Annotated in this window: 21 protein-coding genes and 1 pseudogene; 14 read left to right on the top strand and 8 right to left on the bottom strand. The window is 72.5% G+C overall.

The features are described 5' to 3' along the window. Positions 1-313: 313 nt before the first annotated feature. A complete protein-coding gene (locus ABZ659_RS26880; protein ID WP_360224738.1) occupies positions 314-1,576 on the top strand; it encodes a GNAT family N-acetyltransferase in 1,263 nt (420 codons plus the stop codon). 182 nt (positions 1,577-1,758) lie between these two features. Here the strand turns inward: ABZ659_RS26880 and ABZ659_RS26875 are convergent, their stop codons facing one another. Beyond that, positions 1,759-1,944, bottom strand: a complete 186-nt coding sequence (locus tag ABZ659_RS26875) for a hypothetical protein (protein WP_360224736.1) — start codon at positions 1,942-1,944, stop codon at positions 1,759-1,761. A gap of 159 nt (positions 1,945-2,103) precedes the next feature. On the opposite strand from ABZ659_RS26875, the gene ABZ659_RS26870 reads away from it, so the two are divergent. Next, positions 2,104-3,015: a winged helix-turn-helix domain-containing protein gene (locus tag ABZ659_RS26870; protein WP_360224734.1), complete on the top strand. Its 912-nt coding sequence runs from the start codon at positions 2,104-2,106 to the stop codon at positions 3,013-3,015. Between the two features lie 44 nt (positions 3,016-3,059). Here ABZ659_RS26870 and ABZ659_RS26865 read toward each other — a convergent pair whose 3' ends face one another. Then, positions 3,060-3,248 carry a hypothetical protein gene (locus ABZ659_RS26865; RefSeq protein WP_360224732.1) on the bottom strand — a complete coding sequence of 63 codons (189 nt, stop codon included), beginning with the start codon at positions 3,246-3,248 and terminating at the stop codon, positions 3,060-3,062. A gap of 130 nt (positions 3,249-3,378) precedes the next feature. Between ABZ659_RS26865 and ABZ659_RS26860 the strand changes: the two genes are divergently transcribed. Together ABZ659_RS26860 and ABZ659_RS26855 are read left to right on the top strand one after the other, a co-directional pair. Beyond that, positions 3,379-4,257: a GntR family transcriptional regulator gene (locus ABZ659_RS26860; protein WP_360224730.1), complete on the top strand. Its 879-nt coding sequence runs from the start codon at positions 3,379-3,381 to the stop codon at positions 4,255-4,257. After that, positions 4,206-4,994 carry an HAD family hydrolase gene (locus tag ABZ659_RS26855; protein WP_360224728.1) on the top strand — a complete coding sequence of 263 codons (789 nt, stop codon included), beginning with the start codon at positions 4,206-4,208 and terminating at the stop codon, positions 4,992-4,994. Before ABZ659_RS26860 ends, ABZ659_RS26855 begins: the two co-directional genes overlap by 52 nt. Before the next feature lie 16 nt (positions 4,995-5,010). Here the strand turns inward: ABZ659_RS26855 and ABZ659_RS26850 are convergent, their stop codons facing one another. After that, positions 5,011-5,193 carry a hypothetical protein gene (locus ABZ659_RS26850; RefSeq protein ID WP_360224726.1) on the bottom strand — a complete coding sequence of 61 codons (183 nt, stop codon included), beginning with the start codon at positions 5,191-5,193 and terminating at the stop codon, positions 5,011-5,013. A 212-nt stretch (positions 5,194-5,405) separates the two neighbouring features. Between ABZ659_RS26850 and ABZ659_RS26845 the strand changes: the two genes are divergently transcribed. The 3 genes from ABZ659_RS26845 to ABZ659_RS26835 all read left to right on the top strand — a co-directional run bounded on the left by ABZ659_RS26845 (position 5,406) and on the right by ABZ659_RS26835 (position 8,223). Next, on the top strand, positions 5,406-6,260 hold the full coding sequence (locus tag ABZ659_RS26845; RefSeq protein WP_360224724.1) for a GntR family transcriptional regulator: 855 nt from the start codon (positions 5,406-5,408) through the stop codon (positions 6,258-6,260). A 98-nt stretch (positions 6,261-6,358) separates the two neighbouring features. After that, the gene (locus ABZ659_RS26840) at positions 6,359-7,516 is read left to right on the top strand and encodes a phosphotransferase (RefSeq protein ID WP_360224722.1); all 1,158 of its coding nucleotides are present in this window, start codon (positions 6,359-6,361) and stop codon (positions 7,514-7,516) included. After that, positions 7,513-8,223, top strand: coding sequence for an HAD-IA family hydrolase (locus ABZ659_RS26835; protein WP_360224720.1), 711 nt, complete (start codon positions 7,513-7,515; stop codon positions 8,221-8,223). The genes ABZ659_RS26840 and ABZ659_RS26835 overlap by 4 nt, the downstream gene beginning before the upstream one ends. On the opposite strand, the gene ABZ659_RS26830 is transcribed toward ABZ659_RS26835, so the two are convergent. Beyond that, on the bottom strand, positions 8,213-9,079 hold the full coding sequence (locus ABZ659_RS26830) for a nitroreductase/quinone reductase family protein (RefSeq protein WP_360224718.1): 867 nt from the start codon (positions 9,077-9,079) through the stop codon (positions 8,213-8,215). The two genes, ABZ659_RS26835 and ABZ659_RS26830, sit on opposite strands and share 11 nt — an antisense overlap. 200 nt (positions 9,080-9,279) lie before the next feature. On the opposite strand from ABZ659_RS26830, the gene ABZ659_RS26825 reads away from it, so the two are divergent. Then, positions 9,280-9,774, top strand: a complete 495-nt coding sequence (locus tag ABZ659_RS26825) for an HAD domain-containing protein (RefSeq protein WP_360224754.1) — start codon at positions 9,280-9,282, stop codon at positions 9,772-9,774. Here the strand turns inward: ABZ659_RS26825 and ABZ659_RS26820 are convergent. Continuing rightward, complete coding sequence (locus tag ABZ659_RS26820) at positions 9,749-10,636, bottom strand: NAD(P)-binding domain-containing protein (RefSeq protein WP_360224716.1); 888 nt, start codon at positions 10,634-10,636, stop codon at positions 9,749-9,751. The two genes, ABZ659_RS26825 and ABZ659_RS26820, sit on opposite strands and share 26 nt — an antisense overlap. 59 nt (positions 10,637-10,695) lie before the next feature. On the opposite strand from ABZ659_RS26820, the gene ABZ659_RS26815 reads away from it, so the two are divergent. Beyond that, the gene (locus tag ABZ659_RS26815; protein WP_360224714.1) at positions 10,696-11,034 is read left to right on the top strand and encodes a helix-turn-helix domain-containing protein; all 339 of its coding nucleotides are present in this window, start codon (positions 10,696-10,698) and stop codon (positions 11,032-11,034) included. 171 nt (positions 11,035-11,205) lie between these two features. Here ABZ659_RS26815 and ABZ659_RS26810 read toward each other — a convergent pair. The 3 genes and pseudogenes from ABZ659_RS26810 to ABZ659_RS26800 all read right to left on the bottom strand — a co-directional run. Next, a pseudogene (locus ABZ659_RS26810) lies at positions 11,206-11,442 on the bottom strand (hypothetical protein); the annotation flags it as partial. Positions 11,443-11,560: 118 nt separating this feature from the next. Further along, complete coding sequence (locus ABZ659_RS26805; RefSeq protein WP_360224712.1) at positions 11,561-12,493, bottom strand: RNA polymerase sigma-70 factor; 933 nt, start codon at positions 12,491-12,493, stop codon at positions 11,561-11,563. Further along, positions 12,490-13,425 carry an NAD(P)-dependent oxidoreductase gene (locus tag ABZ659_RS26800; RefSeq protein WP_360224752.1) on the bottom strand — a complete coding sequence of 312 codons (936 nt, stop codon included), beginning with the start codon at positions 13,423-13,425 and terminating at the stop codon, positions 12,490-12,492. Before ABZ659_RS26800 ends, ABZ659_RS26805 begins: the two co-directional genes overlap by 4 nt. A gap of 348 nt (positions 13,426-13,773) precedes the next feature. Between ABZ659_RS26800 and ABZ659_RS26795 the strand changes: the two genes are divergently transcribed. From ABZ659_RS26795 to ABZ659_RS26775, 5 genes are all read left to right on the top strand, one after another. Further along, positions 13,774-14,283 (top strand): hypothetical protein, encoded by a 510-nt coding sequence (locus ABZ659_RS26795; RefSeq protein WP_360224710.1) that lies wholly within the window; start codon positions 13,774-13,776, stop codon positions 14,281-14,283. Positions 14,284-14,366: 83 nt separating this feature from the next. Next, the gene (locus tag ABZ659_RS26790) at positions 14,367-15,212 is read left to right on the top strand and encodes a DUF4097 family beta strand repeat-containing protein (RefSeq protein ID WP_360224708.1); all 846 of its coding nucleotides are present in this window, start codon (positions 14,367-14,369) and stop codon (positions 15,210-15,212) included. A 71-nt stretch (positions 15,213-15,283) separates the two neighbouring features. Beyond that, positions 15,284-16,294: an ATP-binding cassette domain-containing protein gene (locus tag ABZ659_RS26785; protein ID WP_360224706.1), complete on the top strand. Its 1,011-nt coding sequence runs from the start codon at positions 15,284-15,286 to the stop codon at positions 16,292-16,294. Beyond that, complete coding sequence (locus ABZ659_RS26780; RefSeq protein ID WP_360224704.1) at positions 16,291-17,079, top strand: ABC transporter permease; 789 nt, start codon at positions 16,291-16,293, stop codon at positions 17,077-17,079. Before ABZ659_RS26785 ends, ABZ659_RS26780 begins: the two co-directional genes overlap by 4 nt. Positions 17,080-17,384: 305 nt before the next feature. Then, complete coding sequence (locus ABZ659_RS26775; RefSeq protein WP_360224702.1) at positions 17,385-18,581, top strand: MFS transporter; 1,197 nt, start codon at positions 17,385-17,387, stop codon at positions 18,579-18,581. Positions 18,582-18,673 lie beyond the last annotated feature (92 nt).

The raw sequence follows: 18,673 nt of genomic DNA, 5'->3' as shown, positions 1-18,673 counted from the left end.
GGGTGTCCGTCCTCGGAACCGCGCGGGCTGTGGGGTGCGGGGTGTGCGGGGTTTTCCGCGCGAACCACTGCGGGCGGACACCCCCCGACACGTCCCCTTCCGTCGTACGGCGGCTGCGGCTCGTCGCCACCCCACGCGGCCTGGGTGCGGGCCGTCGTCTGCCGTCCTGGCCCGGCTGCGGGCCGTCGTGCCGCTCGGGCGGTGGGGGCACCCCGACAGCGCCGGGCGCGCGACCCACCCGCACGTCAGCGGCCGCGCCGGGCGCTCGAAAACGTCGCGACGGGTGGGGCGTCGTACCCCTAGCCTCGCTGGCATGAACGACGACGCCGCCGCGATAGACGTACGCCCGATCACCCCGAACGAGATCCCCGCCTGGCTTCGCGCCCTGAAGGTCGGGTTCCTGAAGTCCCCCGTCGTGACGGACGAGGACATCGCCGACCGCAGCGCGCAGATCGACCCGGCGCGGGCGCTGGGCGCCTTCGACGGGGACCGGTGCGTCGCGACGTTCAGGTCGTTCGCGCAGGAGCTGACGGCGCCCGGCGGCACCCCCGTGCCCGCGGACGCGATCACGGCCGTGACGGTCACGGCGACGCACCGTCGCCGTGGGCTGCTCACCCGGATGATGCGGCAGGACCTGACCGCGGCGAAGGAGCGGGGCGACGTCGTCGCGACGCTGATCGCGGCGGAGTACCCGATCTACGGGCGGTACGGCTTCGGCCCCGCCACCTCCGCCGTGGAGTGGGCGGTCGACACGCTGCGGACCGGGATCGACCGGCGTCGGCCCGGGCCGGAGGGCGGTGGGCGTATCGAGGTGGTGGACGGGGAGTACGTCCGCAAGGTCGGGCCCGAGTTGCATGAGCGGCTGCGGCGTGAGCAGCACGGGGCCATCGACCGGGACGAGCGGTGGTGGCGGGTCAACACGGGAGTGGTGCGGCCGTCGGGGCAGGGGGAGTGGACCGAGCCGTTCTACGCCGTGTACCGGGCGCCCGGTGGCGAGGTGGAGGGGCTGGTCACGTACCGGACCGACGGCGAGTGGAGCAGCAACAAGCAGCCGCAGAACACCGCGACCGTGCGGTGGCTGGACGCCGTGAGTCCGGCGGCCGAGCGTGCCCTGTGGACGTATCTCTGCTCGCTGGACTGGGTGACCGTCGTGAAGAGCGGGATGCGGGCGCCGGATGATCTGCTGCCGCGGCTGCTGCCGAATCCGCGGGCCGCCCGGGTCGCCGGTGAGGGGGACTGGCTGTGGGTGCGGATCCTGGACGTGGTGCGGGCGCTGGAGGCCCGGACGTACGCGGGGGTCGGGGAGATCGTCCTGGAGGTGGTGGACGAGGCCGGGTTCGCCGGGGGGCGGTACCGGCTTGAGGTGGGGGAGGGGGGTGCGCGGTGTACGGCGACCCGTGCCGATGCCGATCTGGTGATGGGGGTGTCGGAGCTGGCCTCGCTGTGGCTGGGGGAGGAGTCCGTGGCGCGGTTGGTCGCGCTGGGGCTGGTCCGGGAAGGACGAGCGGGCGCCGGCCGGGTGGCCGACGCCCTGCTGCGTACGCCCAGGCGACCTTGGTGCCCGGACATGTTCTGAGGTGCTCTGAGTTCGGGATCTCTGGTTCCTGGGCCTCCTCGGGGTCGGTTCCTCGTGTGGTCCGTAGCTGTGCTGGTGCCTGTTGAGTTGTGGCTGTGCGGATGCGGTGTTCGGTTGTCGGTGTTCAGTTGTGGCTGTGCTGGCTGGCCAGGCTCCCGGCTCCCCTCCGGAAGGGAGCCTGGTCAGCTGGACTGGGCTAGCAGCATGACGAGGATGACCGCGCCGATGCCGCCGATCATGGTGTTCTTGGCCTTGACCCCGATGGTGAGCGCGACGAGCGCGATGATCCCCATCGGGCCGAGCTTCCACTGGACGAACTGTTCGAAGCCGATGACCAGGGCGGCGATGACGATGGCGATGTACGGCATACGGTCCCCCCTTTCGGGCCGACCCTGGCGGCCAACCCCCCGTAAGTTTGACCATGTTGCTCAAGTTGGTGACCAACTTAGTTCTGGTTATCTCCACTTGGAGGCGTCTCATAACCACCCGTCGGTGAACTGCCCGAAGATGGCGGGAAGTTGTAGTGTTTGGTTGTGGAGCGGGGAAACGACTCCGTCAATGGACGGAAGAGGCCACAACCGTCACAGCCGGCGCATCGCCGGGTGGCGGACGAGTTGCGCGCCCGTATCACGTCCAGGGCGCTGCGGCCGGGGCAGCGGATGCCCACGCAGGCGCAGCTGGCCGAGGAGTTCGGTGTGGAGCGCGGGGCCGTCCGGCAGGCGCTGCGGGTCCTCCTGGAGGAAGGGCTGCTGACCGACGTGTCGCGGGGGAGCCCGGCGACGGTGGCGTACCGCCCCTCTGACGCGGTCACCGGGCCGGAGGCCCTGCCGCAGGCCACCATGGTCGCGCTGGCGTCCCGGGTCGCCCGTGCCTTCGCCGGTCCGCACGTCGAGATCGACGCGCTGTGCCTGACCGCGATCTCGCTCACACTGGCGCTCAGCGAGCCGCTGCGGCAGATCCACGCCGGGGAGCTGAAACCGGCCAAGGTCGACGTCCGGGTGCTGCTGCCCAGCCGGGACATCGAACTCGCCTTCCCGGCGCCGGTGGAGTCCACGGAGGACACGGAGCGGCTGCACGAGCGGTGGCTGGCGATGCGGAACGCGCAGGGTCAGGTGCTCCGGCACAACCTGCTGGCGCTGCGGGCCAGTCACGGGGTCGACGTGCGGGTCTCCTTCCGGGCGCTGCCGTTCACGCCGCCCGTGAAGCTGTACCTGCTCAACGGGGCCGAGGCGCTGTTCGCCTACTACACGCTCCGGCGGCGGGCGGAGCAGGTCGGTGGGGAGCGGCTCGAGGTGTACGACGCGCTGGGTACCCGGACGACGCTCTTCGCCTTCGAGCAGGGGGCGGGCGCCCGGGACACGACGTTCGTGGAACAGTCGTACCTGTGGTTCAACGCGCTGTGGGAGACCATCAGTTCGGAGCTGGTGCTCACGACCTGACGTCTCCCCCGTGCCGCGTCTCCCGGGTTCCTCGGTGTGGTGTGCTACAGGGCGGGGCCCGTCACCAGGAGGGCCAGGACGACCGCTCCGACGGAGCTGACGGCGGGGCTCTTGGCCCTGATGCCCAGGGTGAGCAGCAGCAGGCCGACGACGCCGGTGGCTCCGTACCTCGTTTCGACGACCTGCTCGAAGCCGACGACGAAGAGGGCGGAGAGGAGGGCGAGAGTAGGCATGATGGTTCCCCCTTCGCTTCCGCCAACTCTGGTAAGTTGGCGACCAACTCTGTTTAGGTTGTCCCCGCTTGGTTGATAGTCATAAACAACTTCGTTGCAACTCGTCGGAAGTCGGCGCGAGTTGTAGCGTTTGGTCGTGACCCAGGAGAACGTGGCAGTGAACGGCAGCAGAAGGCTCACGCCGCAGGAGATCGCCGATGTCCTGCGGGAACGCATCCGTGCCGGCGAGCTGAAGGCGGGGGACCGGCTGCCCACCCAGGCCGAGTTGGCCGACGAGTTCGGGGTGGAGCGCGGCACCGTGCGCCAGGCGCTGCGGGTGCTCCAGGAGGACGGCCTCCTCACCAACGTCAGCAAGGGCAGCCCGCCCCGTATCGCCCCCCGCGTCCCCGTCCAGGACGAGCCGCAGCCGACCATGGTCGGGCTCTCGCCCCGGCTGACGGAGGCGTTCGGGGCGCGGCAGGTGCGGATCGCCGTCGTCTGCCACACCGCCGAGACGCTGATGCTGGCCCTCGGGGAACCGCTGCGCCAGATCCACGAGGGGCGGGTCCAGCCGGAGGCCGTCGACGTGCGCATCCTGCTGCCCTCCCGGGAGATAGACCTCGCCTTCCCGGTGCCGGTCGGGGGCGCGGGGGACGACGATCCCGTGCACCAGCGGTGGCTGGCGATGCGGAACGCGCAGGGGCAGGTGCTCCAGCACAACCTCCTGTCGCTGCGTGCCAGCCACGGGATCGACGTGCGGGTCTCCTTCCGGGCGCTGCCGTTCACCCCGCCGTTCAAGCTGTACCTCCTCAACGGGGAGGAAGCGCTGCTCGGGTACTACATGCTCACCCGGCGCGAGGAGGAGTGGGGGGACCAGGTCCTCGACATGTACGACGCCCTGGGCGCCGCCTCGCTGCTGTTCTCCTTCCACGCGCGGTCCGGTCACCGGGACGAGGCGTTCGTCAAGGAATCGCAGAAGTGGTTCGACGCCCTCTGGGAAACCATCACCACGGACCTGACACTCTCTTAGTGACTTCTGATACGACCCAGACCGAACACGTGTCAGTGCCCACCGAGCGCCTGCGGGAGCGGATCTCCGGGGCGCGCGTCGTGCTGTGGGACTTCGACGGGCCGATCTGCCGACTGTTCGCGGGGCACCGGGCCGAGCTGATCGCCCGGGACATGGTCGGCTGGCTGGCCGCCCGTGGACTGCGGGGTCTCCTCCGGGAGGAGGAGGTACGGTCCTCCGATCCCCACTTCGTGCTGCGCGCCGTCGGCGGACGGCACCCGAACAGCGACCTCGTCGCGGAGCTGGAGGAACGTCTCACCGCGGAGGAGCTGCGGGCCACGTTCACCGCGATGCCCACGGCGTACGCCGACCCGCTCATCCGGACCTGGGCCGCGGTCGGCGCCCGGCTGGCCATCGCCACCAACAACTCGCCCCTCGCGGTCCGCCGCTACCTGGAGGGACGGGAGCTGACCGGCTGCTTCGCCCCGCACATCTACGGCCGTACTCAGCAGCTGGAACTGCTCAAACCCGATCCGCACAGCCTCCAGCGGGCGCTCAGCGCGATGGGGTCCGCCCCCGGCGACGCCCTGATGATCGGCGACATGCCCACCGACTGCCGCGCCGCGGCCGAGGCCGGGGTCCCGTTCCTCGGCTACGCGCGTGACGAGGCGGGGGGTGCGCGGCTGCGGGCTGGCGGGGCCGACGTGGTGGTGGACTCGCTGGAGCCGGTGCTGGAACTGGTGACGGGCGGTCGCTGACCCCGGCCCCGTCCTCTCATGTCTGGAGCATCAGGAGGAGCAGGGTCACCGCGCCCAGCGAGGCGCACGTGGAGTTGTTCGCCCTGAGGCCGACGGCCAGCAGGAGCAGGGCCGCGAGGCCCACCGGACCGTAGCGCCACTCCGCCAACTGCTCCGCGCCCAGTCCCAGGACCGCTACGAGAAGGCTCAGCACCGGCATGATCGTCCCCCCTTGGTGTCCGCCAACCGCCCTGCCAATTGGACTGGTTGACTTGAATTGGAATTTCCCGGTCTATGTGATCGTCTAACTTCCGGTCCAATGGGGGTCTTCGTTGGCCGGAAACGATGTGCCCCCGGTGCTGGTGCGGGTAGTTTGCAGCCGTGGCCACATCATCAGCACAGTCAGGGGCCGGACCAGGCCGGGCGGGGCGCGTGGAGGGCGGCCGGGCGTCCGCGCTCGTGGAGTCCGTGCTGCGCGAGCAGCTGGCCAACGGCACGCTCCGGGTCGGCCAACTGCTGCCCCCGCAGCGGCAACTGGCCGACGAGTTCGGGGTCAGCCGGGACACCATCCAGCGGGTGCTGCGCAAGCTCACCGAGGAGCGCTGGCTCCAGGCCCGTCAGGGCAGCGGCATCCGGGTGGTGCGGGTGCCGGACGTCGCCGGGTCCGAGCCGGGATCGGAAGCCCGCGGTCGGGCCACTCTCGGTCCACTCATCCACCGGGCCTTCGAGCAGCCCGAGGTCACCCTCGACACCTTCTCGCTGACCTCCGAGACACTGGTCAGCCACCTGCGGGTACAGGGCGAGCGCATCGCCGCCCGGGAGGTCACCCCCGCGCGCGTACGGCTGCGGATGCTCCTGCCCGCGGAGGAGCCCCGGTTGGCCTACCCGGCCGCGGTGGATCCCGTGGACGACCGGATCTGGGCCCGCTGGCAGGCCATGGCCCAGGGGTACGCGGACACGGTGGTGGAACTCGCCGGGCGGTTCGGGCAGTGGGGCGTGGACACCGCGGTGGAGATCCGCCGGGTGCGGATGACCCCGCAGTTCAAGCTGTACGTCTTCAACGACACCGACATGCTGTTCGGGCCCTACGAGGTGATGCGGCGCACCATCGCCGTCGGTGACGGCGTCCCGGTCCCCGCGCTGGACGTCCTCGGCCTCGGCTCCGCCCTCTACCTGCACCACCGGGACCCCGACGACCCCGACACCCACGACGGCTTCTTTGCGACCATGAAGGCCACCTTCGAGTCGTACTGGGAGCACCTGGGCGAGCCCGCGACCGAAACCTGACGGAACTGCACGACATCCGCCACGGTCCGTGACGGAAAGGCGGTCCACATAGTGACACGACGTGAACTGCATCACGCCGCGTACTACTCTCAGCCGCCATGTCACTCCCTCTGCCCCGCTGGGCCCACCAGCCCCTGGTGCGTTACTTCGCGGAGGCGCGGCGCCGCGGCGCCGACGGGCCGGTGGTTTCCGGCCATCACAACCTCAACCTCATCGCGCCCCTGGGCCAGCCGCTCGCCTGTCTGCTGGGTGTGGGGTCCGGCCGGGTGCGCGCCAAGTTCCGCACGCCCTACCCCACCGTCGAGGTCGTACCGAGGATCTGGCCGCGCGAGGCGGAGGTGCTGCGGGTGGTGAGCGCACGCGTGGCCGAGGCACCGCGCTGTCTGGCCGACTTCGGGGAATGGTCCCTGCACGACTACCTGGAGGGCCGGGCGCTGTCCGAGGTGGCGCCCGAGGGGCAGCCGGTGGGCAGCGGGCGGCTGGCCGCGCTGGCGGCGTTCTTCGCCCGATTGGCCGAGGTACCGGCCGACGAGTTGCCGCCCCGTCCGGCCGACTGGCCCGGCGACCGCGACAGCCGCGGATTTCTGGACTGGCTCGCCCGGTTCACCGAACGGGACGTCCACCAGTCCAATCGGCCGCGCTTCGGCGACCTCTTCGACGCCGTGGGGGTGCCCGAGGACGCCGTCGACCGCTTCCTGCGGACGGTGCCGCCGATGACCCCGCGACGGTTCGCCCTGCTGCACACCGACGTCCACCGGGCCAACGTGGTCGTCGTGGCGGGCGCGGCGGGCGAGCGGCTGGTGGTCATCGACTGGGAACTCGCCCTGTACGGCGACCCGCTGCACGACCTGGCGACCCATCTGGGGCGGATGGACTACGACAAGGCCGAGCACGAGCTGATGGTGCGGATGTGGGCGGACGCCATGCGGCACGCGGGCTACCCGGACGCGACCGCCGGGATGGACACCGACCTGCCGGTCTACCTCGGCTTCGAGTACGCCCAGTCCGTCTTCCCCGATGTCATGCGCGCGGCGCTCGCACTGCCGGACCGGCCCGACGAGCACCACTTCGGCGGCGCCGCGGCGCGCGTCCACCGGGCCCTGAGCCGGGCGAGCGAGCCGCTGGGGCTGGTGGACGGGCCCAAGGACGAACAGGAGATCGCCGACGTGCTGCGGCGCTGGCATGCGGCGGACCGGGCGCGTGCGGGCGTGGACGGCCGGGCGGGCGCGCACGTTCGGGCGGGGGGAGCGGCGTGACGGGGGCCGACCGGAGGGCGCGGGAGCTGCTCGACGGGGCGGCGGGCGTGCTGTTCGACTTCGACGGGCCCCTCTGCCGCCTCTTCCCCGAGGGTGCCTCGGCTCCCCTCGCGGACGAGGTACGGAACCTCGCCGACAAGTTCGGTCTGGGCGGCGTACTCGACGACTCCGAGCGCGTCAGCATCGACCCGCACGTGGTGCTGCGCGCCGTGCACCGGGCCCGGCACGAGTGGGACGTCACCGAACCGCTGGCGCTGATAGAGGCCGCCGTCACCGCCGGTGAGCTGGCCGCCGCGCGGTCCGCCTGGCCCACCCCGCGGGCGGACGCCCTCGTGGCGCGGCTGGCGCGCCGGGGTGCGCGGCTGGCGGTGGTCACCAACAACGCCCCCGGCGCGGCGGCGGCCTACCTGGACGGCATGGGCCTGCTCGGCCGCTTCGACACCGTCCAGGGCCGCACGGCCGACCCCGGACTGATGAAGCCCCACCCCGACGTCCTCCACCGTGCCCTGCGCGACCTCGCGCTCGCCCCGGCCGACGCCGTGATGGTCGGGGACACCGGCACGGACGCCGCCGCGGCCCGCTCGGCCGGGGTGCCCTTCGTCGGGTACGGGCGCGACAAGCACAAGGTGAGCGGACTGCGCGCGGCGGGCGCCGACGTGGTCGTGACGTCGTACGAGCCCCTGGTCGAGCCGCTGTCTAGCCGGTGAGTCCCGCGGGCGCGTCGAGCAGGGGGATCAACTCCTGTTCCTCGTAGGCCAGGTGCGCCTCCAGGGCCGTCGTCAGGCGGGCGACCTCGGCGCGGGCGGTGGCGGGGTCGGACGGGGTTGTCACCGCGTGCCGGAGGTCGGCCACCAGGGACGCGATCTTCTCGTGCTCCTCGCGGAGGCGGGCGAGGACGGGGGCGGCTTCCGGGTGGCGGTCGGCGAGAGCCGGGAACAGGCCCAGGTCCTCGCCGGTGTGGTGGTTGTGGAGGCCGTGGCAGAAGGTGAGGCAGTTGGCGCGGAGCTGGGCGCCGAGGGTGGGGGAGGCGGTGGCGGAGGGCTGGGTGCTCATTTCCTCGCGTATGAGGGCCAGTTCGTGGCGGAAGGCGTCGTGGACCAGTCTCAGGGCCTCGCCCAGGGAGCGGGCGTTGATCTTCGGGGGGCCGTCCGGCGCGGTCTGGTACAGGGCGATCACGGGGATCACGCGCCGGGTCTTCTCCTGGTACGCCGCCCAGCCCGGGTCCGCCTCGACGGCCCGTGCGAACGCCTGGTCGCGTTCCTCGCCGGTGAGGACGACGGCCTGTGCCGCGTAGGTGAACACGCCGTTCTCCACGGTCACCCGGGGGTGGACGCGGAGGTTGTGGTACCAGGCCGGGTGCCGGTCGGCGCCGCCCGCGGAGGCGATGACCAGGACCCGCTCGGGCCCGTCGGGGAGGTAGCCGACGGGGGTGGTGTGCGGGCGGCCGGAGCGGGCTCCCGTGGTGGTCAGCAGGAGCAGGCGGGCGCCCTCGAAGGGGCCGCCCACGCGGCCGTGGTGGGCGCGGAACTCGTCGATGACCTGTTGGTTGAAGTCATGGGGCACGTACGTGTCGTCCTTCTTCTCTGTCGCCGTGGGTGTCGTGTGCTGGTGGCGCAGAGAAGGGCGGCGGGCCTCTCGCCCTCCGCACCGGCCTCACTCAGAGGCCGGGTACCCCATCCGATCGCGGCGCGTGGCCGACCCGGCAGTCATGCGGAAGACGGTAGCGGGGGAGGGGGGAACGGGGCAATGTGGTTCCCGTGGGTGTGCTGGTCTTCCTCGACGTAGACGGCACGGTGATCCCGTTCGGCGGGCCCGGACCGTACCCGGAGTACGGTCCGCGGGACGGGGCCGTCGCACACCCGCTGCTGGGCCGGGTCGACCCGGGTCTCGGGGCGCGGCTGGGGGCGCTGGGGTGCGAGCTGGTGTGGGCGACGACCTGGCTGGACGACGCGAACGAGGTGCTCTCGCCCTGGCTGGGGCTGCCGTCGCTGCCGGTGGTGGACTGGCCCGATCCGCGGCTCAGTGAGCGGGGTGAGGTGCGGCTGCTGCACTGGAAGACCCGGGCGTTGGTGCGGTGGGCGGCCGGGCGGGTGTTCGTCTGGCTCGACGACGAGATCACCGGCGCCGACCGGGACTGGGTGGCCGCCCACCACCCCGCCCCGGCCCTGCTGCACCGCGTGGACCACCGCTACGGGCTCACCGACGCCGACTTCGCGGTGCTGGCGGAGTGGCTCAGCGGCGGCCCAGGAGTTCGGTGACCCGGATGAAGCCGTCGGTGCCGTGGCCCAGCCCGATCACCCGGCGTGCCTGGCCCTCCGCCGCCCGCAGGACGCCCGCGTCGATTCCGTGCGCCTCCGAGGCGTGCACGATGTGCGCCATGGAGGAGACCGCCGACGTGATCGGGTTGAGGTCGCCGGAGTACGTGCCGTCGTCGGCGTCGGCCGCGAACTGGTCGATCAGCGGCGGCAGGATCTCGGCGATGCCCCGCGCGAAGGGCGCCAGCTCCCGGCCGGTGATGCCCTCCGCGCGGGCCACCGCGAGGGCGTGCGCGTAGCCCGCCATCGCCGTCCAGAAGATGTCGAGCAGGGCGATGTCGTAGCCCGCGGCGCGCCCGGTGTCCTCCCCGAGGTGGGTGTGCGTGCCGCCGAGGGCGTCGAGGACGGGCCGGTGGCGTTCGTACAGCTCGCGCGGGCCGCTGTGCAGGAACACGGCGTGCGGGGTGCCGATGGTGGTCGCCGGGGTCATGATCGCGCCGTCGAGGTAGCCGACGCCGTGCTGGTCCGCCCAGGCGCCGGTGTCCCGGGCCCGGTCCGGCGTGTCGGCGCTGAGGTTGACGACGGTGCGGCCCTTGAGGGAGGCGGTTACCTCCTCCTCGCGGAGGATGGCGTCGGAGGCGTCGTAGTTCACGACGCAGACCACCGTCAGCGCGCTCGCGCGGGCCGCTTCCGCGGCGGTCGGGGCGGCGGTCGCGCCCCGGGCCGTCAGCTCCCCGTCCCGGCCGGGGGTGCGGTTCCAGACGGTGGTGCGCAGGCCGGCGTCCAGGAAGGCACCGGCCAGGGCTCGGCCCATCGGGCCGAGCCCGAGGACGCTGACGGCAGACTGGTCGTCGTACGAGGACATGCTTGGACTCCCGTGCGTTCGCATGGTGGTGGGAAGAGTGGATCGCCGAGGGGGCGAGGATGACGCGCAGCCGGGCGCAGGACCCGAACGTGTGCGGGGTGACCGCCGCGATCTCCGTGATCGACGGCAAGTGGAAGACCAGCCTGCTGTGGCTGCTGGAGTCCGGGCCGCACCGCCCCGGCGAACTGCGCCGACGGCTGCCCGGCCTCAGCGAGAAGGTGCTGACGCAGGCGCTGCGCGAGATGGCGGAGGACGGTCTGGTGCACCGCGAGGTGCACGATGGTCTGCCGCTGAAGACGGTCTACTCGCTGACCGGCTTCGGACGTGAACTGTCCGAGCTGCTGGGCCCCCTCTCCGACTGGGGCCACCGGCGGCTGGAGCGGCTGGTGGCCCGTTGACTGGCTCCCTCAGCGTCTCGTCGTAGCGGCGTCCTGCCAAGTACCCACTTTTTTGTGGGTGTCGGGTGGTAGCGCGTGGGTGTCAGCGGGTGTCAGCGGGTGTCAGTGGGTGCCGGTCACGGTTGGTCCCGTACGTCGGCGACCACGCGGCTCACGTTGTCGGGGCCGCCGACGGCCGTCGTCGATCATCGACTGGACCATGGTGTGGTCGTGGGTGACCTGGAACAGCTCCCCGTCCCGGAGCGGGTAGGCGCGCGAGTCGCCGATGTGGACGAGGGCCAGCTGCGAACCCGTCCACAGGAGCGCGGTCAGCGTGGTGCCCACGGTGCCGCCAGCGGCGACGCCGCGCACCGCCCGCCCGGCCCGCTCCACCGCGTCCTCCAGGACGTCGAGGAGGCCGCCCGCCACGTCCACCGCCCGCGCCTTCCTCATGGCCTTCCTCGTGCCGGGCGGGTCCGCCCGGTGCCGTCGATGCTGGGGCCTGCCCCAGGGGGAAGGCCAAAGCCCGGGTGTCCTCGGTACGGGTTCACGCCTCCGCGGGTCGTTGGCGCAGGGCCTGTCTGGCCTCGCGGTCGACCGTCCAGACGTCCGCGACCGGGCCCACGTGGGTGAGCTTCTCGGGGTTGAGGACGGAGCGGATGGCCTGGACGCGGCCGTCCAGGAAGTCGAGTACGAGGGTGTTGATGACCTTGCCGTGCCGGTCGCGGAAGACCGCGCCGGGCTGGCCGTTGACGTGCCGCGGCTCCACCGTGCCGCCGATCCGCACGAACGGCGTGACGAGCACGGCGAGCAGCCGCGACACCTGCTCCGCTCCGAAGACGCCGCGCCGGAACCTCGGCGCCTTGCCGCCGCTGTCGCTGACCAGCTGGACGTCGGCGGCGAGGAGTTCCCGCAGCCCGTCCAGGTCGCCCTTGTGGAAGGCGTCGAAGAAGCGCTCGGCGAGTTCCTCGCGCTCCTCGCGGTCGGCCTCGAAGCGGGGGCGCCCGGCTTCCATGTGGCGGCGCGCGCGCACCGCGAGCTGGCGGCAGGCGGCCTCCGAGCGCCCCACGGCCGAGGCGATCTCCGGGAAGCCGAACCCGAACACCTCCCGCAGCACGAACACCGCGCGTTCCAGCGGGCTCAGCCGTTCCAGGAGGAGCAGCGCGGCCATGGACACCGAGTCGGCGAGTTCCGCCGAGCGCTCCGGGTCCTCGTAGGGGTCGGTCATCAGCGGCTCCGGGAACCAGGGGCCGACGTACTGCTCACGGCGGACGCGGGCCGACCGCAGGATGTCGATGGAGATCCGGGTGACGACGGCGGACAGGAAGGCCCGGGTCGACTTGGGCGGGGTGGGCGCGGCCTCCCAGCGCAGCCAGGTCTCCTGGACGGCGTCCTCCGCCTCGCTCACGCTGCCGAGGACGCGGTAGGCGATGGCGAACAGCAGCGGCCGCAGCTCCTCGAACTCCTCCGTACGGGTCATGCCAGTCCCTCCATGAAGCCTTCCCGCCAGGACGGGTAGTGCAGTTCCCAGCCCAGTTCGCGCTTGGCCCTGGCGTTGGAGAAGCCGCGCCCCTCGGTCATCACGGCCACCGCGACCTCCCCGGCCAGCAGCCGGGCCAGCCACCCGGGCAGGCGCACCGGCGGCCTGGCGCCCACGCACTCCGCGAGGTGGGGCAGCCATTCACGGGCCGGTGCCGGTTCGTCGTCGACGATGTTGAACACGCCCCTCGCCTTCTGTTCGACGGCCAGTACGGTGGCGCTCGCGGCGTCGTCGACGTGCACCCAGGAGTGGTGCCCGGCGCCGTCGCCGAGGAGTGGGAACCGCCGGTCCCGGACGCGTCGGACCTGGTCGTCGGTGGCGCCCGGCCCGTAGAGCTCGCCGTAGCGCAGGACGGTGCCGCCGTCCCCCGCGACAGTGTCCTCGACGTACCGGATCGCCATGGCGCCCGGGTGGGCGGCCGTGCCCTCGTGCGGGTCGAGCGGGTCGTCCTCGGTCTTCACCCAGCCGCCCTCACGGATGCCGTTCCAGCCCGCGAAGCTCTGTGCGAGGACGTGGCGGACGCCGGTGCCCGCGGCGGCGGCCAGCAGGTGGTCCGTGCCCTCCGTGCGCAGCCGGATCGTGGTGGCCGACCAGCGGCCCAGGCGCCCGAGGCGGCCGGGCCTGCCCGCGTGGGCGGCGGAGAGGGCGGTCATCTGGTGCACGACCGCGTCCGGCGACGCCGCGGCCACGGCCTCACCGACCGAGATCGCGTCCAGCCCGTCCATCACCACGCCCGTGGCCCCGAGCCGCCCGAGCAGCCCCAGCCTGGCCGCGTTCGTCGTCGTGGCCGTCACCTGGTGCCCCCGGGCCACCAGCCGCGCCACCAGGCGCCGCCCCAGGACGCCCGTCCCACCTGCCACGAACACCCGCATCTCCACCCTCACCCACCTTCTCGACTCACCGCCTGCCCACCCCTCACGTGAGGGGGACCACGCGACAGGAGACGAGACAGGGCGGGCGGCTGTGACACGGGGTGCGGTCTCCTCGTAGGGCGGGAGGGCGGAGGGTGGCAGGTGCCAGGTGGTGCCATCCTGGCGTCAGGTGGTGTCACGTGGATGGCGTCACGTGCTGTCAGCTGGGCGTCATCGAGGAGCGCGGGGCCAGCCGTGGGGAATTCTCGCGACGTTTATGCTGGTCACGGCGGTGTGGTGCCATCGCGTCGCGTATGTGGCGCCACTCGGGGTTGCGTATGGCGCCATTGTGGTGCCAAGATAACGCCCATGGACCTCACCCCGTATGTCGACACCCTGCGACGCGAACTCGCGGTGGCCGCCGAGGCGGGCGGTGAAGACGCTCGCGAGCTGGCCGAGCGGCTCACCGCGCCGCTGGAGTCGGCGACCCGGCTGACCCTGCTCAACGTGCTCTCCGCCGCGATGGACGAGATCACCCGCGAACTCGCCCCCGGCTCCGTCGACGTAAGGCTGCGCGGTCTCGACCCCGACTTCGTCGTGACCCCGCCACCCGCCGGCGGCAGTCCCACGGAGGCGCCCGCCGAACCGTTCAGGACGCAGGCGCCCGCCGAGGGCGACGAGGGCGGCACCGCCCGCGTCAACCTGCGGCTGCCCGCCCACCTCAAGGCCCGCGCCGAGGAGGCCGCGAGCCGCGAGGGACTCTCCGTCAACGCCTGGCTCGTACGGGCCGTGTCGGCCGCGGTCGACGGCGGCGGCCAGCCCCGTACGCCGGAGAAGACCCGCACCATCGGACAGAGCTTCACGGGCTGGGTGCGCTAGCCGCACCCGCCTCCCCAGGTCACTTCACCCACCTCACGTCCCTGTAAGGGGCGGACTCCAAGGCTCACGAGGACGGTACAGCCATGCCTTCTTTCGACACTCCCGCCGCGATCTCCGTCACCGCGCACGTCTCCGCCGGTTCCATCCGGTTCACCGCGGACGACCGGCTCGACACGGTCGTCGACGTACGGCCCCGCGACCCGAAGCGGGACCCGGACGTCCGGACGGCCGAGCAGACCGAGGTGACGTTCGCGAACGGCGTCCTGACCGTCAGGACGCCCAAGCAGCGCAACCTCATCGGCCGCACCGGCACCGTGGACATCACCGTCGAACTGCCCACCGGCTCGCGCGTCGACATGACCGGCGCCTGGGCCCAGGTCCTCGGCGAGGGCCGGCTCGGGGATGTTCGCGTCAAGACCTCGTCCGGCGACGTCCGCCTCGACGCGACCGGCCCGCTCCAGCTGACCGCCTCGCACGGCTCGATCACCGTCGACCGGGTCGAGGGCATGGCCGAGGTCACCACCAGCTCCGGCAGCCTGCGGGTCGGCAGGGTCGACGGCCCAGCCGTCCTGAAGAACTCGCACGGCTCCACGACCGTCGGCGCCGCCACCGGCGACCTGCGGGTCAGCGGGGCCAACGGGGACATCGACATCGCGCGCGCCGAGAGCTCGGTCGTGGCCACCACCGCCCACGGCACCCTGCGCGTCGCCGACATCGCCCGCGGCACGGCCCAGCTGGAGACGTCCTACGGCGCCATCGAGGTCGGCGTCCGCGAGGGCACCGCCGCCTGGCTCGACGTCAGTTCCGAGCACGGGCAGGTGCGCAACACGCTCGCCTCGTCCACGCCGCCGGAGCAGGCCGAGGACGCCGTCCGGGTCCGCGCCCGCACCCGCTACGGCAACATCGACGTGCGCCGCGCCAAGGTCTGACCCCGCCCCCCACTCCTCCTCCGACACCCGCCCCCGAAAGGGAGAGCGCCATGCCTTCTTCTGACATGCCCATGTCTAACCGTGCCCTTCCGCTCCCGGGACAGGGCGGCGACGACTCCCGGCCCCGCGCCGCCGTCTCCGCGCTCGGTCTCCGCAAGTCGTACGGCGACAAGACCGTGCTCGACGGCGTCGACCTGCGCATCCCCGCGGGCACCGTCTTCGCGCTGCTCGGCCCGAACGGCGCGGGCAAGACCACCACCGTGCAGATCCTGTCCACGCTCATCGCGGCCGACGGCGGACAGGCCCAGGTCGCGGGCCACGACATCGCCACGGCACCGGACCGCGTACGCGCCGCGATCGGCGTCACCGGCCAGTTCTCCGCGCTCGACGACCTGCTCACCGCCGAGGAGAACCTCGTCCTCATGGCCGACCTGCTCCGCCTCGGCAAGCGCGAGGGCCGCTCCCGGGCCCGCCGACTGCTGGAACGGTTCGACATCGCGGACGTCGCCCACCAGCGCGCCGCGACCTTCTCCGGCGGTATGCGGCGGCGGCTCGACCTCGCGATGACCCTCGTCGGCGACCCCCAGGTGATCTTCCTGGACGAGCCGACGACCGGGCTCGACCCCCGGAGCCGCCGCACCATGTGGGAGACGGTGCGGTCGCTGGTCGCGGGCGGTACGACGGTCTTCCTCACCACGCAGTACCTGGAGGAGGCCGACCAGCTCGCCGACCGCGTCGCCGTCCTCGACGGCGGCCGGATCGTCGCCGAGGGCACCGCCGACGAACTCAAGGCGCGGATCCCCGGCAGCCACGTACGGCTCCGGCTCACCGACTCCGCCGCGTACGAGCACGCGGTCGCCGCCCTTCCCGACGCGGCCCGCGACGACGAGAACCTCGCCCTGCGCGTCGCGGGCGACGGCGACCTCGGGGCCCTGCGCGCCCTGCTCGACCGGCTCGACGCGGCGGGCGTCCGGGCCGCCGGCCTCTCCGTGCACACCCCCGACCTCGACGACGTGTTCCTGGCCCTGACCGGCCACGGCACGAACGCCGGCCCTCTCACCGCCAAGGAGACCTCGCGATGAGCACCCTCACCTACGCCGTGCACGACTCCGCGACGATGCTGCGGCGCAACCTCCGGCACGCGATCCGCTACCCGGCCGTCGGGTTCGGCAGCGCCCTGACGCCGATCCTGATGCTGCTGCTGTTCGTGTACGCCTTCGGGGACTCGATCGGCGCCGGGATGGGCGGCGGCCGGGACGCGTACCTGGAGTACCTGACCCCCGGCATCATCATCATGGGCGTGGCCGCCGGGTCGATGTCGACCTCGATCGCGATCTGCTCGGACATGACCGAGGGCATCGTCAACCGCTTCCGCACCATGAACATCACCCGCTCCTCGTTCATGACCGGCCATGTCGTCGGCAGCGTCATCCAGACGATGGTGTGCGCGGTCCTGGTCGTCGGCGTCGCGCTCGCCGTCGGCTTCCGGTCGGACGCGAGCCCGCTGGAGTGGCTGGCCGCCGCCGGGTTCCTCACGGCCATCGCGTTCGCGGTGACCTGGCTGTCCGCGGCGCTCGGCCTGATCTCCAAGACCGTCGAGTCCGCGAGCAACAAGCCGCTGCTGATCCAGTTCCTGCCGTTCCTGGGCTCCGCGTTCGTACCGGCCGAGTCGATGTCCCCCGGCCTGCGCTGGTTCGCCGAGAACCAGCCCTTCACCCCGATGACCGAGACCCTGCGCGGCCTGCTCTCCGGCTCGGAGATCGGCGACAACGGCTGGATCTCGCTCGCCTGGTGCGCCGCCATCGCCGCGACGGGCTACCTGTGGTCCCGGTCCCTCTTCAACAGCACGACGACGAAGCGGCACTGAACCGCGGGGGAGGGCGGACGCCGTGTGTGGCGGGGCAGCCGTGGGGCGGCCCCGCCACACACGGCGTCCGCTGTCCCGCGCGGGGCTTTCCGGTACGGAGTGCGCTGTGTCGTGTGGGTGGCTTGCTGGTACGGCGTGCGCCGTCCCGTGTGGGTGGCTTCCTTGTACGGCGTGCGCTGTGTCGCGCGCGGCTCCCCGACACGGCGTGAGCTGCCTTCCGGTACGGAGTGCGCCGTCCCGCGTGAGCGGCTCCCCCGAGGCGAAAATCCGCGCGTGAGTCCCGGGCGCACTCCCAGACTGCACCCATGCGCAGCTACCGCTCCCTCCTCCGTACGCCGGAGTTCACCCCGTTCCTGCTCTCCTTCACCGTCTCCGCCGCCGCCCAGACGATCGGCTCCCTGGCCCTCGGCACCCTGGTGTTCCGGGCCACCGGGTCCCCGCTCCTGACGGCGCTGAGCATGTTCGGGCCGCACCTGGCCATGCTGGCGGGGGCGGCGTTGTTGCTCTCGGCCGCCGACCGGCTGGCCCCGCGGGCGATCCTCACCGGCCTCTCCCTCGCGTTCGCGGCGGCGACGGCGGTGCTCGCACTGCCGGGACTCCCGGTCTGGGCGGTCTTCGTCGTCGTACTCCTCCAGGGCCTGGTCGCGTCGCTGGGCGGCGGAGTGCGCGGCGGGCTGCTCAACGAGATCCTCACCAAGGACGGCTACGTCCTGGGCCGTTCCGTCTACAACATGCTCTGGGGCCTGACGCAGGTGACCGGGTTCGCGACGGGCGGCGCGCTGCTGGTGCTGCTGTCCCCACGGACCTGTCTGCTCCTGGCGGCGGGCCTGTACGCGGCCTCCGCCCTCGTCACCCGCCTGGGCCTCACGGCCCGCCCGCCCCGCTCCTCCGGCCGCCCGTCCGTGGCGGCGACCTGGCGCACCAACGCCGTCCTGTGGTCCTCCCGTTCCCGCCGCCTGACCTACCTGGGCCTGTGGGTGCCCAACGGTCTGGTGGTCGGCGGCGACTCGCTCTACGTCTCCTACGCCCCCGACTCCGCGGGCACGCTGTACGCGTGCGGTGCGTTGGGCATGTTCGCGGGTGACCTGGCGGTGGGCCGTCTGATACCGCCCGCGTGGCGTCCCCGGCTGGCGACGCCGCTGCGGCTGCTGCTGGCGGTGCCGTACCTGTTCTTCGTCCTGCGGCCCGGCGTGGCGGTGTCGGCGGTGGCCGCCATGGTCGCCTCGGTCGGCTTCGCGGCGAGCCTGGTCCTCCAGGAACGCCTGATGTCCCTCACCCCCGACGACCTCACCGGCCAGGCCCTCGGCCTCCACACCACCGGCATGGCCGCCATGCAGGGCGTCGGCGCGGCGGTCGCGGGCACGGTCGCCCAACTCACGTCCCCCGCGACGGCGATCACGGTGATGGCGGCTGGCTCCGTAGCGGTGACCCTGACCCTGGCGGCGCTCACGAGGAACGAGGACTTCCGTGCGACCGCCACGCGACCCGCCACGGCGGACTGACCGACGGAGGACGGCTGGTCGCGGGCGGGTGGCGATGAGGCAGTCGTGCCTGACGGCCAGTTCGTCCCCGGTGTGGGCGTGTCGCGAGGGTT

Source organism: Streptomyces sp. NPDC006997 (genome assembly GCF_040635175.1).
Classification (GTDB): domain Bacteria; phylum Actinomycetota; class Actinomycetes; order Streptomycetales; family Streptomycetaceae; genus Streptomyces.
Note: the sequence above shows the minus strand (reverse complement) of the source record. Positions and strands in the feature narration are given on the sequence as shown.

Excerpts from the sequence above, each read along its gene's own strand:
- ABZ659_RS26880 (WP_360224738.1), top strand. The coding sequence starts at position 314 with ATGAACGACGACGCCGCCGCGATAGACGTACGCCCGATCACCCCGAAC.
- ABZ659_RS26875 (WP_360224736.1), bottom strand. The coding sequence starts at position 1,944 with ATGCCGTACATCGCCATCGTCATCGCCGCCCTGGTCATCGGCTTCGAA.
- ABZ659_RS26865 (WP_360224732.1), bottom strand. The coding sequence starts at position 3,248 with ATGCCTACTCTCGCCCTCCTCTCCGCCCTCTTCGTCGTCGGCTTCGAG.
- ABZ659_RS26850 (WP_360224726.1), bottom strand. The coding sequence starts at position 5,193 with ATGCCGGTGCTGAGCCTTCTCGTAGCGGTCCTGGGACTGGGCGCGGAG.
- ABZ659_RS26840 (WP_360224722.1), top strand. The coding sequence starts at position 6,359 with ATGTCACTCCCTCTGCCCCGCTGGGCCCACCAGCCCCTGGTGCGTTAC.
- ABZ659_RS26820 (WP_360224716.1), bottom strand. The coding sequence starts at position 10,636 with ATGTCCTCGTACGACGACCAGTCTGCCGTCAGCGTCCTCGGGCTCGGC.
- ABZ659_RS26815 (WP_360224714.1), top strand. The coding sequence starts at position 10,696 with ATGACGCGCAGCCGGGCGCAGGACCCGAACGTGTGCGGGGTGACCGCC.
- ABZ659_RS26805 (WP_360224712.1), bottom strand. The coding sequence starts at position 12,493 with ATGACCCGTACGGAGGAGTTCGAGGAGCTGCGGCCGCTGCTGTTCGCC.
- ABZ659_RS26800 (WP_360224752.1), bottom strand. The coding sequence starts at position 13,425 with ATGCGGGTGTTCGTGGCAGGTGGGACGGGCGTCCTGGGGCGGCGCCTG.
- ABZ659_RS26795 (WP_360224710.1), top strand. The coding sequence starts at position 13,774 with ATGGACCTCACCCCGTATGTCGACACCCTGCGACGCGAACTCGCGGTG.
- ABZ659_RS26790 (WP_360224708.1), top strand. The coding sequence starts at position 14,367 with ATGCCTTCTTTCGACACTCCCGCCGCGATCTCCGTCACCGCGCACGTC.
- ABZ659_RS26785 (WP_360224706.1), top strand. The coding sequence starts at position 15,284 with ATGTCTAACCGTGCCCTTCCGCTCCCGGGACAGGGCGGCGACGACTCC.
- ABZ659_RS26780 (WP_360224704.1), top strand. The coding sequence starts at position 16,291 with ATGAGCACCCTCACCTACGCCGTGCACGACTCCGCGACGATGCTGCGG.
- ABZ659_RS26775 (WP_360224702.1), top strand. The coding sequence starts at position 17,385 with ATGCGCAGCTACCGCTCCCTCCTCCGTACGCCGGAGTTCACCCCGTTC.